We start from the raw sequence: 16,647 nt of genomic DNA on the forward strand, positions 1-16,647 counted from the left end.
TCAGCGGACAGACTTTTCGATCAAATGAAGAACGATCGCCGCTACGTTTCTCGCATCATCGATTCCGCGATGGTACGTTCCTGACCAAGGCAACCCCAACTGCTCCACGCTGGGCTTCAAGCCACCTGGCCGCTTCGCATAGACCTGCTCAAACCAGTCCTTGACGTTGTAATGCGCGAGAGCCTCCAGAATGCTGGAGCTCTGATTGATTCTCCCATCGCGCCGAATCTGGGTAGCGTCGTATTTACCCCAGGATACCCAGGCAGCGTTTTCGTAGCTCCTCGAGAAATCATCAACCTGCTGCATGACCTCGACAAACCCTGGCGCTGTATCAATATCGCGTTGGTTGATCGTGGTGAGTGCTTTGCAAAATGATGTGAGGAGGGGGTGCAGGCGTGGTCGGATGAAGCTCTGAAAGCTGTCCACCACACGGTGTTCTCGCTGATCCACTACCACTAGACCAAGCTCAATTGTCTCCATTTCATCAGGCGTTACGATCAGCGGCCTGGCAGGCTCGTCCTGCCCCACATCATCGCAGGTGGCTTCGAGGTCTACGCAGAAGAGGTACCGATAGCGGCTGATGCATTGCTGAATATTCTCTTGAGGATAATGGTGGGGCATGGAATTGCGCTCGATCAGTCGGTTTCATCAGGCTATCCAGTTCTCGGCAACGCTGGCAATGCCTGAACCAATGCGCCACCGAGGCGTCTTGTGAACGAACAATCGCTCACGAAGCGAGAAGCTCAGTTTTCGAAAGCCCCCACTTACCTTAGGCACCAGCGCCTTCTTTGTGAGTCGGCGCGGGAGCCAGCATCACGCCCGCGGATCAATCCGCGGTTTCTTTAAGCACCAAGGCAGCCCCTTTGGCCAGCCCCCCTATAGCCACCTGACCTTTAGGTGTCCAGGGAAGGTTTTTGGTTGGATTGATATAGATGCGAAGCTCAGTCTCATATCCTTCCTCCAGGCCAGAGACGATGACTAGGTAGAAGTTGGTTTTGCTTTCTTCAGCGCGGCGGAACTCGGCTTCGGTGAGGGTGATTTCACCAGGCGCTCCGCGAGCGAACGACTTCATCTCGATGAATGTGCTCTTATCCAAAGCTCCGTCAGCACCGATTCCTCTGCAGGACTGTAAATCAACCAGCACAGCATCGTCCCGCTGCAACGAAGCTTCCAGATAAGCCCACGCTTTGGTCTGCAATTCTGCGGAGGAGTACTGCTTGTAGGCGCTTTCTGGCACCGACATAGAAGGTGCTCTTTTGGGTGTAACGGGCGGCTTTGACAAAGGGTCAGTTTTGCGCGGCTGCGGCCCCTTATGTGCAAGGCTGCTCCCATCTACGGTTTCGACAGTAAATTGGAAGTCGTGAGGCAGCGCCTTCAGCTTACGTGTCTGGATGGGGCGCTCAGCACTGTCCGTGATAGACGTAGCGCCGGCATCCCGCTTGATGATGCGTTTACGATTAATGCCTTTCAAACGCTCCTGTTCGGCAATCAACATGTCAAGACTGGTCTCCTCAGCATCAGTCGCCAGATTGATGTCGGGGAAGTATTCCCGGTCTTGGCTGGTAGCCCAGGCGGAAACCCACGCGAGCGCAATTTCACGCATGCACGTACCATCGCCCAGACCCGCGATCGCGACGCCCCCATACTCGCTCCTGCCGATGAATTTCTCGTCATCGAAATGCACCGCGAGATCGGATAAGTGGGAGTAGGCATGTAGCTGAATAGAAATTTGCCGCGCCCCCTGGGGGGCTGCGTTAACGATCAGCTGTCCTGGCAGATGCATATTGAGTGTCGCGTTTTCAAACCGATTCCAAGGCTCCATCGCTTTGTAAGAGCGCTCATCATCTCTCGCAAGATCAGCTTTCAGTATGCGAAGTGCAGCTTGGAAACGGAATTCGAGCTCGTCATTGGTCACATTCGTTTTCGCCGGGGCAGCTGCAGCGAATGGGAGTCGCTCCAGGCCCGCAGCGTTCACGAATCGAGAAATGGTGTCAGCCGCACAGGGTGGCGTCCACAAGGCGATCTTTTCGGATCGAAGATTTGAGTAGTGTGAGTAATACAGAGGACGCTTGGTTGTCCAGGTATCGCCTGACCGTAATGGCAGCAGGCTCAGGCTTCGACGATCTGCGGCAGTCGCTTTGTCCAGCTGCCTGTCCATGTGCCGATAGATGTCCAGCAACAATGCGTCGTGCTTCGGGTCGTACGCGGTTTTCGCTAGGGATTCCAGCTCACGAATACAGCTTTTCAAGTCAGGATGACTGATGCCCAACGCGTTCCACAAAGGGGTAAGGCTGCGGTCATACAGAACGAAAGGTTGTCTGCCATGGAAGATGTCTTTGCCGGCAAAGACCGCTCGCATGCTGAACCATTCCTTGCTGCCCCTGGAGGTTGTGACGCAGGGCGCAATCAGCCCTTTTTGAGAGCGCTGAATGCCAAATTTGCCACGTAGGCTTCCCGCCTGCATGTCGCCGATCATCGCTTCATGCGCGACGGTAGAACCGCCCTGTGGGCAATGACCAGCCAGAGCCTTGTACAACCTCATCAGGCTGACGTCATCAGATGACGACGTGCTCCTGGCACGCTCAAGAGCCGCTACCAGCTGTGAAACGGGCGGATTGACGCGCATTCCCAGCGCGCGCGCAAATTCGCTATTGGCGTCGGTTTCTGTCAAGCCACTGGCAAAATCCGTGTGATGCTCGTACATCGCGAGTGTGACCTTCGTCTCGACGATGAGGGTGCCAGGTTTACACGGTGTACCTGCGTAGTTGGGGTACCACGCATTGTCAATCAACCTTCCGAGCCACGTGGTGGGCACCGGCGAGCTATCGCTCCTGCCGCTTTCTCGGTAAGCGAAGGTTCTGCTATACGGCTCGAAGGAGAGCCAGTTGCTGTCGATACAGCGAAACAGGGCTATCGCTCTTTCAACGGCGGTGGGGGCGGCCACTGGCGCCGAAGCACGAGATTTTCCGCCTCTGCGCGATACAGGTTGGGCTGGGCTCTGGCGAATGTGGCGTATGACGGCATCAAGATCAGGCGAGGCGAAATCACGCCGCAGGCCGCCGCGTGCTCGGCCCAGGAAACGGCGTGCTGCATATTGGGACGGGAGCACGATGTGTGCGGAGTCCGTCGTGGCTTCAACAAGGCGAGGAGAAACCTCGGCGCCCAGCAGTGACAGAAAGCGCTTTACACCTCGCTTTCGACTGGTAGCAACTGAATCGCCCTGGATGCCCCGTTGTTCTGCTCTGCTGATTTTGAACACCTCGGCATAGCTGGGGGACGCCCATAGCAGCTCAGGGGTGGTTCCAGCTGCCTTCGACCACGTATCTTGCGAATCAGCGATGGAGGCTGGCAGGTATACGCTGGTCGGCGAGGCGAGCACCTTCGAAACTGTTGATCGACCATCCTCGAGTGCAACATAGCTGAACGCGTCAATCAGCAGTGCCGCGCCTACCTCCGAGCCCAAGTCACTGTTCTTGGTATCAACGTGCTCAAACAGGTCTCGCAGATCGAGTAGGTCTTGTTTATCGGCTGTGATGGGATCTTGCGCGAATCGCCTGGCAAACGCTTCAAGCACGTCCTGGGCGGCTACGGCTGTCTTGTAATTGGCGTTCTCTGATAGCCACTCGATGAGGGAGGCGTACGGTGTAGCAAGCAGAAGAGGGTGAACTACATTCGTCAGATGATGGCGAGCTGCAAAGCCAATTGCGGGTGGCTGCCCCGTTAGCCACGAGTCGGCTTCGTCTTCGGCTTTGGCTTGTGTACGCCGCCCGCTTGCAAGCGGCACCCATTGAGCGCCCAGCAGCAGATAGTCTTCGTCCAGTTCGAGGCATTTTATAGCCATGTCCAGGAACCACGCCGGCGATTTTTGCTCGAATCCGTCCTGGTCACAGTGTTCGAATACATCCGCAAGCGCGAGAGCGTGTGAAATGGAGAGCGCTTTCAGGACGACACGCCAACGTCCATCTCTGTCCCGCATCCACTCGGGCAGCATCGGCAACCCGCTCACCGCGAGGTGGTCAGCTTCCGTCAGCATCCCGTCGATCGACTCATCGCAGTACGAAATCTGACTCAGCGCATAGCGGCCATCAATGAGGGTGGGACACGCTTTGAAAGCCTCAATCGCTTTGCTCCATTGTTCATGGAACAATTTGTTGAGCCAGTCCGAACTGCTGTCCGTCTTCGCGCCGACAGGGATGGCCAGCCAAGCAAGCGTATTGCGTTGCTGGGCTAGATAGATGGCCAGCTTACCTAAAAACTGCCCGGATGCCTCAGTCAACCACTGGTTCCAGGCGCCGTGAATCATGTCCTCTCGGGAGGTGGACGGGTCAAACTGTGCGTCCAGAGAAAACGCCGCATTGGTGTGAATCTTGGTGGGCAGCGCGATGTGGATTCGTCCATGAGCCCTACCATCTACCGGTATCGCAACACCAATGGGCGTGAAATCGCCGGTCGCCTTGGCAGCGCGTGCCTTACCGGCTGGAACCTTCACGTCACAAACGAAGCGCTCCCAAAGGTTGTCGTCCACCAGGAAGGTTGAGTGAGTGACACGGCTCTGCTGCTTACCAAGTGCGAGTTTGAAATGGCGATCGGGTTGAGTCTGCTGGATTGCAAGATGCTTGAGCGAAATGCCCTCATCCAGATCGAATAAGGTGATCGCGCGGACGTTATCCAGGAAAACCAAGTCACTGGGGGCCCAATCATCGAACCAGGCTTCCAGAGAATCGATGTCATAGTCTGGAGAGAGATCGACGCTCACCATGGTATGACCGGCGTTGGGGTCGTAAAAACCCCTGATCGCCTCGGCTTCCTCCACCATGGCCACGTGGTCATCGCGTGAGCCGAAATGGAAGGGGGCGCTGTGGACTGTCAGGTTGTCGCCGAGCTGGGTGAGGGTTTTGAGGCCGATCCCGAACCGCCCTTTAAGCACCGCTGACTGCTGCTTGGTGGAATAGAACGGGTAGATCATCGGTAGCACGTGGGGCAGTTCAACGGGCAGACCGTTATGGACGATCACCAGCTGCTTATTGCCTTGAACCGTTTGCACCCCGAACTGCACGGCAGTGGCATCAAGGTCATCAGCATTCTGGATAACCTCGCGAAGCCCTTGGTAGGGGTCGGTATTCAACCGTTTGGCGCCCTGATTGCCGCCCTTGAGGAGGGTGGTCAGGATCTCGGGCTGCTCGCGCTGAAGCTTAACAAACTCAGTTAACGCGGCATTCGCATACGCTTTGCTGCGCAGCGTCGTTTCCTTGAAGGTAGAAGCTGAGTTGAAGCAGGCTGTAGCGTGCAAGCGTCCGAGTTGCTCGTCCATAATGGACTACTCCATGAAGGCATTTTGAGATCGGTCGAGCATAGACCGGCTTTGGGGCGAGTTCCATGGATGCAGTACGCTTCAAATGAGTGCCGCCACTGATGTCTGAGGGCGACCAGAGGATTGCTCTGTTCGTATTTGCATACCTTGCCAAAAAAGCCAGAGTCCAGGCCTTCGCCCGCATCCATTGGCCTTCGCAATGACGCGCGCCTATCGGCACTACTAGCGATTGAGTGCCTCCGTCGCCGGCGGCTCCTGGCTGACCTCGCACGCTGGCGGAGCAGGTGTTTTTTGCTAATGCACTTGCCTACACGTGGACGGGTAGCTGTTGCGGGGAAACTCATCAACGGCTTTATCCATAGCCTTTTTCGTGGGGCGTCAATCAGCCACTGAACTCATATCTGGATCCGGCGCGGCGTCAAACGCTGCAAGGTATCGCACTGGGCAACCGTGACTGATTGCGTTCTCTCGGAGCCTGTGCGAAAAATGCTGGCCTGTAGCCACCGATGGTGACCCAGGGCGCGCCTCATATTGCACTCAAGGCCGGTAGTGGCGCACGGAACCAATCCAGGACAAGCGAGGCAAGGATGCGTAGGTTGATTTCACTGCTGGTGATGTACTGCCTCTTCAGCATGCTGCTTATCGCGGCGATCGGGATGGCGACGACGAGCCTGTTGGCAGGCTTGGCCATGTTGATAGCTGCGCTGCTGTTCCTGCCGCCAGTCAACGATTGGTTTACCGCCAAGACAGGCAAACCACTAACGCCAGCCTTTCGATTTCTGGGCCTCATAGGACTTATCGTTCTGTCGAACGCTGCGCTCAACGCACAGTTGAAGCAGGACAACATAGACCGAGAAGTGAGGGCCGCTGCTGATCAGAAGCAACAAGCGGAGAAGGAAGCCCAGGAGCAGCGTGAGTATTTGGCAGCTCATCGCCCGCAAATTCTGCAAGAGATGCAGGGCAAGGTGGCGAACAAGGATTATCAAGCAGCGGCGGTGCTGGCCCGAAAGTACCAGGGGCTGGGAGATGCGGAAGTGGATGCAATCGCAAAAACTGCATTGGAGGGCGAAAAATCACTCCTGGATCAACAGCGCAAAGCTTCCCTTGTAGCCACGCTGAAAACGTTGAAACCACAGCAATACCAAGAGCTCGCCAGCACCTATCGCCAACTGGCCGCCCTGGAGCCTGACAACGCTCGCTATATTTCAGAGGCTAAACGCCTCGCCCAGCTCGTTACCGATCAGGAAGCTATTGCCAAGCAAAAGGCTGCCGAGCATGGATCTTAGGCCTGGCTGGCGCTCAGCAATCATCAGACAGCAAGAGAGAGCGCTCCGATGAGGTTACTTTCGTGGTTGTTCGGCAAGCGTGATAAGCCCAATCCCCCAGCAGTGATGATCAAGGATGCTCCTCAACCAATTGTCGAGCTGTCGAAAACCTTCTTATGCATCGATGCAATCGAATGGCACGGCTTGTTCAAGAAATCTCCAAACCGCAAGTGGGCTGTGTCGTGGCGCGACAGTACCCCGGATGGCTCCAGGGGAGGCCACCGGGAGAGCGGGGAGGGTCGATATCTACTGGTCAACCTTTCCACTGGCGCCGTTGCTGCTCAGGGATCCCTGCCTAGGCCAAACCAGGGTCAGGTTGCCGACAACGGCACCTTCTCCATAGAGGACTGGCATTTTGGCAGCAACCTGTGCGGCACTTTCCATGTCTTTTCCGCCGATGGGACGCCCATCGTCCTGCGCACCTTCACAGCCAACATCCTGGAAAGTGGACTCTCCAAAAACGGGAAGCTGGCTTACTGCATAACGGCAAATAGCCCGACAGAGGATGCCGGAAAACTGACCCTGTTCGACCTGACGACCGGGCATGTGCTTTTCTCTGTAAGGCCGCGACGCTTTGGCGCTGACAAGATCGAGTTTGACGAGAAGCACTGCCAGCTGGTCTTCAAGGTTTCCGGCGGTGGCGAGTACCGCTACGGTGCTGATGGCACCATCCTGGATGAACACACGGCTGATGATGCGTTCCTGAATTCGAGCGACTACTCCGCCGTGATCCTTTCTGCAGAATCCATGTTGAAAGGCGACTCGACGTTGCTAACCCCCGAAAAGGGACAGGAAATTCTAGAAGCTCTGATTCGCGCCCGGCGCATTGGCGCGGATATGAATCCTGCATGGAAACCCACAGCGCTCAAAGTCCAAGGCCTGGCGCACGAAGCCTTATCACAGGTCACAGAGGCGATCGCATGCTACGAGGAGGCGCTCAGCCTGAATCCCAAGATCGGGGTAAAAAGAAAGCTCGATTTGCTTCGTAAACGAGCCGGTATGGACACCCGTAAGACGGCTGAATGAGCCTTTTTATAGGAGTACAGATGTACTCCTATCATTGAGCGCCATGACGAAGCCGCCTCACAGCAAGCCTCAGTCTCAACGTTTCCCAGGCTGATTATCGGTTCGTGGCATGGAGTACCTCAGGCGCGCTCCGTGGTTGATCGTGCTGGCTTGAGCTCCGCTGGCCCTTATTCAACGCCAGAAGGATCGATGCTGCTGACTACGCTCGGGGTTACCCTCGCCATAGCGGCTAGACATTCGGGATCGCCCTGTTTTTATGGTAATTCTGCACAGCCTCCTCCATCTCTCGAACATACCTTTCAAACTCATCGACGGCATATGTCAGGAATGTTTGACCCATGATGACGCCATCGAACATGTTGACCGACACTCCCGTTGCTCTACGAATGGCTGACAAGACCCTTTTTTCTGCGTGGGTCTTTTTTGTTTTACGGGTGCTCATCTCTTCATATCCCTCAGCAACGCCGTCGCTGTGGATCATGATGTTTCTAAGGACTGTGAGGTGATCTAAATCCTTTATTTCGTTGCCACCCACCACATTGAGCAGCATGTACTGAGCCTTTTCTACAGGGCCCTTACCTTTGACCTCTCCATCGTGTCCAGTGAGCTCAATCATGAATTCCAGGCATTGGCTCACACGATGCTCGAACAAGCCGAAGATGGTGAGATACGCTGAGCGTCGCGTGAGCTGAGTGATCAAGAATTGGTGCATGGCCAAAGCCTCTTCAGGGTCATAAGCCACAGAAGAGCCGCACGAATAGCACGTTCGGATCCTGACGTAGCTTTCACCATACTGGTCGCATGCTTCCTCTTCGAATTCATGCGCCTTTACTGACCCTGACTCATTAGCCTCTTTGATCGCGAGCGCCACATTTTTTTCTGCCTGCTCAGCGAGCATTCGCATAATCGAAATGGACTGACTCATCGCACACATGTGAACGCTAAAAATGAAATCCAGCTTAGCCACGTTGCCTCCTTGCAAACCCAGTTGAGCGAGCAAAGCTCAGCTTTGATTCTTTTGAAACGGCTGCCTCATGAACCCGCACTGACATCCACATCGATGATCTGTGAGTTTCTTTGCATTTGAATGCCAAGCTACGAGCTTCCCTCAAGCGTTCGTACCAATCCCCCAAACTGCTGTGCCGGCTCGACGTAGCGCAGGGCCGACTTCAGGTCACTCCAGCCAACGTACTCCATCAGTGTCTTGATGTCCCAGCCAGAGCTGGCCGCCCAGGTAGCAAAGCCCCTGCGCATCGAGTGAGCGCTGTAGATCTCAGAAGGTAGCCCGCATCGTTCCAGCGTACCCCTGAGCAGGGGAATCAAACTGTGGGCCGCAAGCGCCTGGCCGCTGACATTACCCCAACGATCAATCCCCCTGAACACCGGGCCACGAGCAATGCCAGCAGCCTCGATCCAGTTCAGGTAAGCCTCAACAGGGCAGAGCTTATTGAGCGATGGCGTCCTGTATTCGCGACCAACATGCTGGCGATCACCCTTGCTGTGAGCCAGGTAGAACCTGATACCCACATAGCGCTCCGCCTGGGTGTTCTCGACTGTCAATCGAGACAACTCATCGCCGCGAAATCCTCGCCAGAACCCGATCGTGAGCAGCGCGATATCCCGGGTCGACTTCAACACACCTTGCATGTTGCCAGCGATGCGCGCATCGCTCGCTTCCTGCTGCAGAAACGCAACCGCCTTCTCAAGCTGCATTAAGGGCAGGGGAGCAGCCTGCTTCTGCTGGACGGGATGGAGCACCCGAATGCCCTTCAGGAGCTGGCGCACCTTTGGCGCCTTGGTGGGATCAGGAAAGCCATGGGTCTGGTGCCAGTTTGCAAGTGCCGCAAGACGCTGCTTCAGCGTGCTGATGGCCAACTGATCGGCGTACTCGGCGATGTAACGAACAACGGCTTCAGTCGTGGTGGGCAGGAAACCGCCCCAGGTGGTTTCGAAGTGACTGATGGCAGCTGCATAGCTTTTGGAGGTATTGACCCGAACGCTGGCATCTAGATATCGATCCGCCTTGCTCATATTCAGCCCTTTTTGCTTCTTGGCCCGGCGGGGGCGCCGTCGCTCTCGCGTCCCCTCAATACCGCATTTCGAGGCATTTTACCTGCGCAGGAGCGCCTGACAAGAGATAACAATCGATTATATCTTTTCAAGATTACTGAATAGGAAGGCATTTCTAAGTGATAGGATAGTACGTAATTACATGACACGTAACACAGTACGAAATTGTAGGAGCTAACATGGCTAGAGGCGGCGTTAACCTGGTTCTTGTGCGAAAAGCCCGCGAGGCACTGCTGGCAAGAGGTCAAAACCCCAGTATCGATGCAGTACGCATTGAGCTGGGAAATACCGGCTCGAAAACGACCATTCAGCGATATTTGAAGGAGATCGAGAATCACGATACGCAGCCAAATGCCTCGCCCTCGCGACTGAGCGATGAGCTGAGCGGACTGGTTGAGAAGCTGCTGGAGCGGCTATTGGAGGAGGGTAACGAAGCATTGCTACATGAACGCGCCTCCTTCGAGCGAGAGCGAAAAGGTATGCGAGAAGCGCACAGTACGATTGAAGCAGAGCTCAATGCTGTGAGACAGGAAGTCGCTACGCTGCGCCAAGCGCTGGAGTCCCAAGACCAAGCGCTGCAAACGAGCCAATCTTCGCTTCAGGCCGAGCAGACTCGCAACGCACGCATCAGCCAGAGCTGCGCAGACCTGGAAGTACGCGTTCGTGAGAAGGACGAGCAGATAAAGTCGCTTGAGGACAAACACCAGCATGCGCGGGATGCACTCGAACACTACCGAACAGCATCCCGGGAGCAGCGCGATCAGGATCAGGCCCGCCACGAGTCTCAGCTTCACCAAAAGCAGCAGGAGCTTACGCTGCTCCAGCAGACGCTTATGGTCAAACAGGATGAAGTGACGCGCCTGATCCGGGACAACGAGCGCCTCATTGGTGAAAATCGCCAGCAGCTTAAGGAAAGGGCGCAGCACAGGGATCAGATTGAGCGCCTGAGCACAGATATTGGCATCGCCAATGCAGCAACCGCTCGCGCCGAGGGCGCGCGGGAATTGCTTCAACAGCAGGTAGCTTCGCTTGCCGCTGCCTCAGATGAATTGCGCACCAGCCTCACCGCTCTGAAGATCCGCGACAAGCAGACGGAGCAGTTGTTAGATCAGGCCAAGGCTGAAAATGAAGCGTTGCGCTCCAGACTTGCAGCAGGGGAAGCACCCCATTGAAGCCGCTCTACGCTAGTGTGACCGCCCGGCGCGCTGGCGCCGCTATCTTGCAAAATGCCGCCTTTGAAAACTTTAGAGTGGCTTGACTGAGTGACCTGATACAAGGTGCGAGCACGAAAGGATGGAGTACAAATGTACTCGTTGCGCTTCGTGCCCATACCGCGTAATTGAAAGCCCTGGGTTAAGGCGTAGGGTCTGCCTCCACTTGAACGGACAGGGGAGTGGTATGTACTGGCTAGGGCCATTTGAGTACCGTAGTAAGAAAGCCTTGCTAGAGGGCTTAAAGACCTTCCTGCGCACCGCGCCAATGGGAAGGGTGAGCCATCCTGTAGCGATTCAGAAGCTTCATTTGTTGCTGGCGCTGCACCCCGACGCCAAGCGCAAGATCGGCGCCGGCGTCGACCACTTCATGGTGGCTAGAAATGAGCTATCAGGTCGAGGGTTTCACTTGGTGCGCCTGGATGGGACTGAAGAAAGCTTCTCCTACAGGAAGTGCATTACCGGCGTCGCACAGTCGCCGCACGGCAAGGTGTGTGAAGCACTTAGATTCGCTGTCCGACCTCAACTCGACGCATTCCGGGCGCAGCTGACCTATCCAATCGACTGCGCCATCAGCGGCGAGCCAATCGTTCATCCCAACGATCTGCATGTGGATCACGAAACGCCATTCTGGAAGCTGCTCGCCCATTTCTGCAAAGACCACCAGGTCGATCTGACACAGCTACAGACGACCGGCAGCGGCATGAAGCTGGCGCTGGTAGATTGCAGCGTTACAGATGCATTCGTGTCGTATCACTTAAAGCATGCGAAGCTCCAAGCCAGCCGCAAGGCCGCCAACCTGCTCAAAGGTGGCTCGCTTGCCGCGTCGCGCGACGCGCTCAGCAATAAAACACCTTGAAGCACCTAATCAAGAGCGCTTACCGCCAGTAGAACAGCGTCCTTGGCGAGAACGTAACCTGCGCCTCCAGGGAGGCCGGCATGCAAGGGCCCTGAGCATTGTCCTTGGCAACAGCAACGCTGCGCCTTATGAAAGTAAAATAGCTCTCAGTGACGCCCTGGTGCTGCAGTTGACGAAACGCTTGAAGCGCTTTTGTTTCCCACTCCCCAGGACAGTGCACATGCCTGAATAGCGGTTCCAGCAGAAGCTCGATCAGCTTCAAAAGTACGCTGAACGTACAGCGAACGCTGGTGAACATTTTGCAAATGAAGTCGATGACCGTCGACGCTGCGGAGTCAAAGATTAAATTCGGATCTGCGAGGTAGCGCCTAAGGCTGTTGATGCCCACATTCGCGAAAGGCAACCCTTGATCCATCATCGCGACAAGGTCGTCAGGGCGGATCGCAATGAAGCTGCGCCGCGCAATAACCATCTTGACGAGTGCACATGACGCCTCAACGGGCCTCAGGCCACCCTTATTTGTGACTGCCGTAAGAAGCATCTGCACAGTGGCGGATGGTATGTCGTGCATTTGAGCGATCTGAAGCAGGCGCCCATCAAGAGAGATGAGGCTGGCCTGATACTCTAGGCACAGCGACAGAGCCGCACGACCCTCAGCACTTAGAATTTTGTTGAATCGCTGAAGCGGAAGGCCGGGGTCGTGTGACCCGTACGCCGGGACAACGGTGCAGTAGTTCGAAATCGCCATATCAATGGCGCCCAGGAAACCCTCACTCTGGTCGATCGGCGGCTGATCTTCATACACCACATTCTCCTGGCCAACCTCCAAGAGCCCCACGCCGCCGCCTAAGAACGCAGAGACCTCGATTTTGGCATCCAGTGCCTGCCGCGATACGGCGCTGATATAGACCTTGGGCAAATGCTCAAGAATGTCCAACAACCCAAGGGTTGCGAGCTCAGCCAGTATCGAGAGATCGACCACCCAGATCCGGTCATCGAGCGAGAACGTTGGTTTGTTATCGGCGTCGTCATCTTCAATCGACACGTCCAGGCAAGGAGCATCACTGGGCCAATCGCGAACCATGTCGATGATATCTCGCCCCATCTGCTTCGCCAGTAGGGCCAAAGGTACCGGTTTCTGTGCATACAGCGCGTAAAGCGCTGCCGTGCGAGCCTGATACAGATTGTGTTGCTCTTGAAGACGCGTGAAATCCATCTCGCCATTGGCATCTAGCGGGAATTTCAACGAAACGAGCGTTTTGCCCGGGACAATGGATTCCGAAAGCAGCGCTTTGGAGAGGTCGAACAAGCGGCGGTGCAGGGTGATGATCCGCTTCACTTCGAACACCTGAGCATTAAAGATGTCGTGCACAGTGATGCTTTCGCCGACGGCTAGCCCCATCAACGTCTGAGCAAAATCATCTTGAGGAGATAGGAACTCCGCAGCGCCAGGCGCAAAGGCACCTGCCTCAGCATCGATCGAGATGTATCGGATCACTCCCTGCGCATCGGCAAGCTCTACTGAGGTGCCAGGTGCGACGACTGCAGGCTCCTGCTGAAAGACGTCGGATCCCTCGCGCAACATCAGCACCATTTTTACGTGCGTCTCAGCTGCCTGCGAATTGCCTGGATTGGCGCGAATCACAGCGCAAACCCGATTCAATCCACGCTCGATATGACCGTACCGCAGTTCAATGTTGGCCAGGAGCAGCAAGTCTTCCACTGCGCCCTCGAGGCAGGCGGGCATCGAGGAGATGATCACATTCAGATCTGCGGCGCCCTCACACGCGACCACCCGGATAACCTTGATCCATTCGCTGGCGCTTTGCGGAGACAGGGATAGCTGGTGCTCAACAATAGGGCGCATTCGCCCCCAGTCTCCAGCGTTGCCGTAGAGGAAAAGCGCCAATTCACGTGCCTTGGCGGAGTCACACCAGGCGATGGGCATGGCATCGAGCAGATCACGGGCCTTTGCATGTCGACTTGTTCGAATGTAGCAGTACAGCAATTCATCATGCAGCTCCGTGTATATATCGAACGGCAGCAGCCTTTCTAGAAGCTGAGCGCCAATGTCGAAACGTTCGGCATGCAGCATCACGCGCGCGCCCATCGCGATTTCGTGGGGATCAGTACTGTCAGGAGCAAGCTTGGCCACCTGATCTTCTACAGCCTTCGCTACGACCTTATCCTGCGCATACGCTCGTGCAACAAACTGCAGGTCGACAAGTGATGATGTGCTGCGCACTGATAGTCCTGCGTCCTCCAACTCTTTTTGCACAATGACCAGCTCACCCTTATCGAGCAATTGATCCCAGTGGAGGTGCTGAAGCCTTCTGGACACATGGCAAATGACATCGGACTCCGGACGCCGTGCTGCTTCATCACGAACTCGCTGCAGTAGATCTGCCCGTGACAGTAGGACGCATGCATGCCCGAAGCGAAGTAGTGAGTCGTCTGGCAAGGTACCGATCGACTCCCCGAAGCGGGCAATCAAGTCGCTCCATCTGTTCAAGTCGCAGAGTGCTTCGACTTCAAAGCGGATCAGGCCTGCCTTTTCGTAGACGCCCTTCAGCTTGGCTTGGTGCAGCAGCTCTAATGCGGCCTCCGTGCGCTCCAGCAAAATCATCCCGTAAGCCAGGTGTGCGATGATCTCCCCCAACGTTTTCGGGCTCTGGCACGTCCAAAACGAACCCGTTCGAATCTCGTCGCGGGCCATTGTTTCCGTCAAAAGCTGCACATGTTCCGCTTCTAATGCCCTGCAATTCACCCGAACCGCGTTCAGCGTCACCAATCGCAACACGAAGCGCAGATAGCTTTCGAAGATGAAAATTGAACTGTCTTCTTGCTCTAGCGCAATGCGGTTGACTCGAACCGCGCTCTCGTCGTCGTCGAAGGCCGCATGCGAGCTGGCCACGAGTTGCCAGGCGAGCGCCTTATCTGCGAATGCATCAGGGATCTCGTCTTCACCCACGCGCTCGCCGGCGATGATTCTGGCGTTCGTGAGAGCTACCCACACCGCGAAAGACTCGGGGAATCGAACCATCAGCGCTTGACCGGCCTCAACAGCGGCCTTTATGTCGCCCCGGATGATGCGGCTACGCACCGACGCCACTGCGATCCGATCATCAGAGTCGCAAAGACTGGCTGCGGTATCAAAGTCCTTCGCGGCCAGCTCATCATCATCCCTATGCCACAGCGATAAGCCATGAAGCAGGTACCAGCGAGCCTTTTGGTGGTCGTCGAAATCCTCCAACTCAGGCTGCAGGAGATCCAACTGATTCAGGCACTCCTGATAGCGATGCTCCTTTTGCATCTGAGTGATGCGGTCGAGCTGGCGAGTTACCAACGAGTTGGTAGAGGTCGAATGAGCGCCGGGGAGGGCCTCAGTCATCGAGGCTCCCTGTGGTGTCACTGCCGAGGCGAAAAACGGTTGCAGTAGCTGCGCCAGAGGCAGCAGATGGCCGTGAGCTTCAGGACTCAAGGGCAGGGCGCTGTTCGGCTGAGCAGACACGTGGTGGTTCACGCCACCAGGCCTGGCACTCTGTAGATCGTGCAGCGCCCGCATGAGCTCACGCGTTTCCTTGAACTCTGCACCAAGCTCGCCCAAGTGACGCTCAGCGCTCTCCTGGGTGATCTGGCCGGCAGTGCTATTGAGCTCCACGCACGCTGCCTGCAGTAATGCCCATACCTCAGCGCTCTTGCGATTAGGCAAGCGTTGACTGATCAGCTGTTTCTGGGTCGCGACTGCCTGGGTATGGTCGGAATCGAGGTCGTGCGACATGAACCTGAGATGCAAGAGAAACAGATGGAGCTCCTCAGCGTCCACTGGCGATCCTTTTTGGAGCTCGACAGCATTTCGCAGCGCTCCGTAGGCTTTACGGTTGCTGTCGTTACTAAACCCCTCCTCAAAAACCCGGACGATCCAGTCTGCCGCGGCTTCCGAGGCCATTGCGAACCGAACGACCTCGACTACACCTTGCATCTGTGAATGGCACGAGCTGTTGAAGACAATCTGGCACTCATCCAGTCCGCGCTGGAAATCAGGCTTGCTGAAATCCTCCCAGGCTAGGCCAACGGATTCATTGAATTGCGCGTTATCACCAGGTTTGAGTGACCGCTTCATCTGCAAGCGATGCTTGGCTGTCTGGCCGGTTTTCGGGTTCATCAGGTCGATGATGAGGTCATCGGTGTTGTGGCCGAATACTCGCCCTTGAAAGACCATGCGCGTGATGTAGAAGCCGGCGGGGGCACCTGGGCACTCGAGGCCCAGACACATCGATAGAAGGCGAACCGCCTGTACACGTAACTGGAACGCATCGCCTCTGCCACCCGAGGAGACCGGGCTCGACACGTTTTTACGGCGCCCCTTGGCTTGTGTCTTCTGTGCACTGGCAGCTTCCCTTGCGGGCTGTTTCCTTGGAGCCTTGGCCATACCTGGTTCGCGACAATGAGGGTGGTGGCATTTTAACGGCCCGCGCGCGGGTTGCGTAGCTTGGTTGCAGTGTTGCGTAGCTTGATTGCATTGTTGGGTAGCTTGGCTGCTGTGCTGGGTTGCTTGGCTGTAGTGCTGGGTTGCTTGGCTGCAGTGCTGGGTTGCTTGGCTGCAGTGCTGGGTAGGTAGGTTGCAGTTTTGACAGGGGATGTTCACCACGTTTCGTACTGACGCTTCGTTCACCGAACAGCAGCCTGATCCATACCTAGGGTTACTGGCGAGCGCGAATCTACATAGCGATGAGCGCTACGCTGAATGTGGATACGCGCTCAACCACTCAACCACTCTAGGCCAGGTTTGCGAGGTTCCAAACGATATCGTATAGTCAAACGAGTGGAACTTGGAGGGATAAC

The 16,647-nt window shown here is 56.0% G+C and carries 9 protein-coding genes; 4 read left to right on the top strand and 5 right to left on the bottom strand.

All coding sequences use genetic code 11. The features are described from left to right. A complete protein-coding gene (locus HG549_RS12760; protein WP_060506979.1) occupies positions 1-621 on the bottom strand; it encodes a 3'-5' exonuclease in 621 nt (206 codons plus the stop codon). Positions 622-826: 205 nt separating this feature from the next. After that, entirely contained in the window at positions 827-5,311 is a 4,485-nt protein-coding gene (locus HG549_RS12765) for a protein NO VEIN domain-containing protein (protein WP_170029820.1), read from the bottom strand. 596 nt (positions 5,312-5,907) lie between these two features. Here HG549_RS12765 and HG549_RS12770 point away from each other — a divergent pair. After that, entirely contained in the window at positions 5,908-6,597 is a 690-nt protein-coding gene (locus tag HG549_RS12770) for a hypothetical protein (RefSeq protein WP_170029821.1), read from the top strand. Between the two features lie 48 nt (positions 6,598-6,645). After that, complete coding sequence (locus HG549_RS25990) at positions 6,646-7,662, top strand: tetratricopeptide repeat protein (RefSeq protein ID WP_256666122.1); 1,017 nt, start codon at positions 6,646-6,648, stop codon at positions 7,660-7,662. A 229-nt stretch (positions 7,663-7,891) separates the two neighbouring features. Here HG549_RS25990 and HG549_RS12785 read toward each other — a convergent pair whose 3' ends face one another. Both HG549_RS12785 and HG549_RS12790 read right to left on the bottom strand, forming a co-directional pair. After that, on the bottom strand, positions 7,892-8,629 hold the full coding sequence (locus HG549_RS12785; RefSeq protein WP_060506985.1) for a hypothetical protein: 738 nt from the start codon (positions 8,627-8,629) through the stop codon (positions 7,892-7,894). A gap of 128 nt (positions 8,630-8,757) precedes the next feature. Continuing rightward, positions 8,758-9,693 carry a tyrosine-type recombinase/integrase gene (locus HG549_RS12790; RefSeq protein WP_170029822.1) on the bottom strand — a complete coding sequence of 312 codons (936 nt, stop codon included), beginning with the start codon at positions 9,691-9,693 and terminating at the stop codon, positions 8,758-8,760. A gap of 218 nt (positions 9,694-9,911) precedes the next feature. On the opposite strand from HG549_RS12790, the gene HG549_RS12795 reads away from it, so the two are divergent. Next, on the top strand, positions 9,912-10,904 hold the full coding sequence (locus HG549_RS12795; protein WP_170029823.1) for a DNA-binding protein: 993 nt from the start codon (positions 9,912-9,914) through the stop codon (positions 10,902-10,904). A gap of 226 nt (positions 10,905-11,130) precedes the next feature. Continuing rightward, positions 11,131-11,802, top strand: a complete 672-nt coding sequence (locus HG549_RS12800) for a DCL family protein (protein WP_060506992.1) — start codon at positions 11,131-11,133, stop codon at positions 11,800-11,802. 19 nt (positions 11,803-11,821) lie between these two features. On the opposite strand, the gene HG549_RS12805 is transcribed toward HG549_RS12800, so the two are convergent. After that, complete coding sequence (locus HG549_RS12805) at positions 11,822-16,234, bottom strand: hypothetical protein (protein ID WP_170029824.1); 4,413 nt, start codon at positions 16,232-16,234, stop codon at positions 11,822-11,824. Positions 16,235-16,647 lie beyond the last annotated feature (413 nt).

Source organism: Pseudomonas sp. SK, from assembly GCF_012975065.1.
In the GTDB taxonomy this organism is placed as follows: Bacteria; Pseudomonadota; Gammaproteobacteria; order Pseudomonadales; family Pseudomonadaceae; genus Aquipseudomonas; species Aquipseudomonas anuradhapurensis.

What these genes read in the sequence shown, in the direction of transcription:
- HG549_RS12800 (WP_060506992.1), top strand. Translation starts at nt 11,131, where the DNA reads ATGTACTGGCTAGGGCCATTTGAGTACCGTAGTAAGAAAGCCTTGCTA.
- HG549_RS12765 (WP_170029820.1), bottom strand. Translation starts at nt 5,311, where the DNA reads ATGGACGAGCAACTCGGACGCTTGCACGCTACAGCCTGCTTCAACTCA.
- HG549_RS12790 (WP_170029822.1), bottom strand. Translation starts at nt 9,693, where the DNA reads ATGAGCAAGGCGGATCGATATCTAGATGCCAGCGTTCGGGTCAATACC.
- HG549_RS12760 (WP_060506979.1), bottom strand. Translation starts at nt 621, where the DNA reads ATGCCCCACCATTATCCTCAAGAGAATATTCAGCAATGCATCAGCCGC.
- HG549_RS25990 (WP_256666122.1), top strand. Translation starts at nt 6,646, where the DNA reads ATGAGGTTACTTTCGTGGTTGTTCGGCAAGCGTGATAAGCCCAATCCC.
- HG549_RS12795 (WP_170029823.1), top strand. Translation starts at nt 9,912, where the DNA reads ATGGCTAGAGGCGGCGTTAACCTGGTTCTTGTGCGAAAAGCCCGCGAG.
- HG549_RS12805 (WP_170029824.1), bottom strand. Translation starts at nt 16,234, where the DNA reads ATGGCCAAGGCTCCAAGGAAACAGCCCGCAAGGGAAGCTGCCAGTGCA.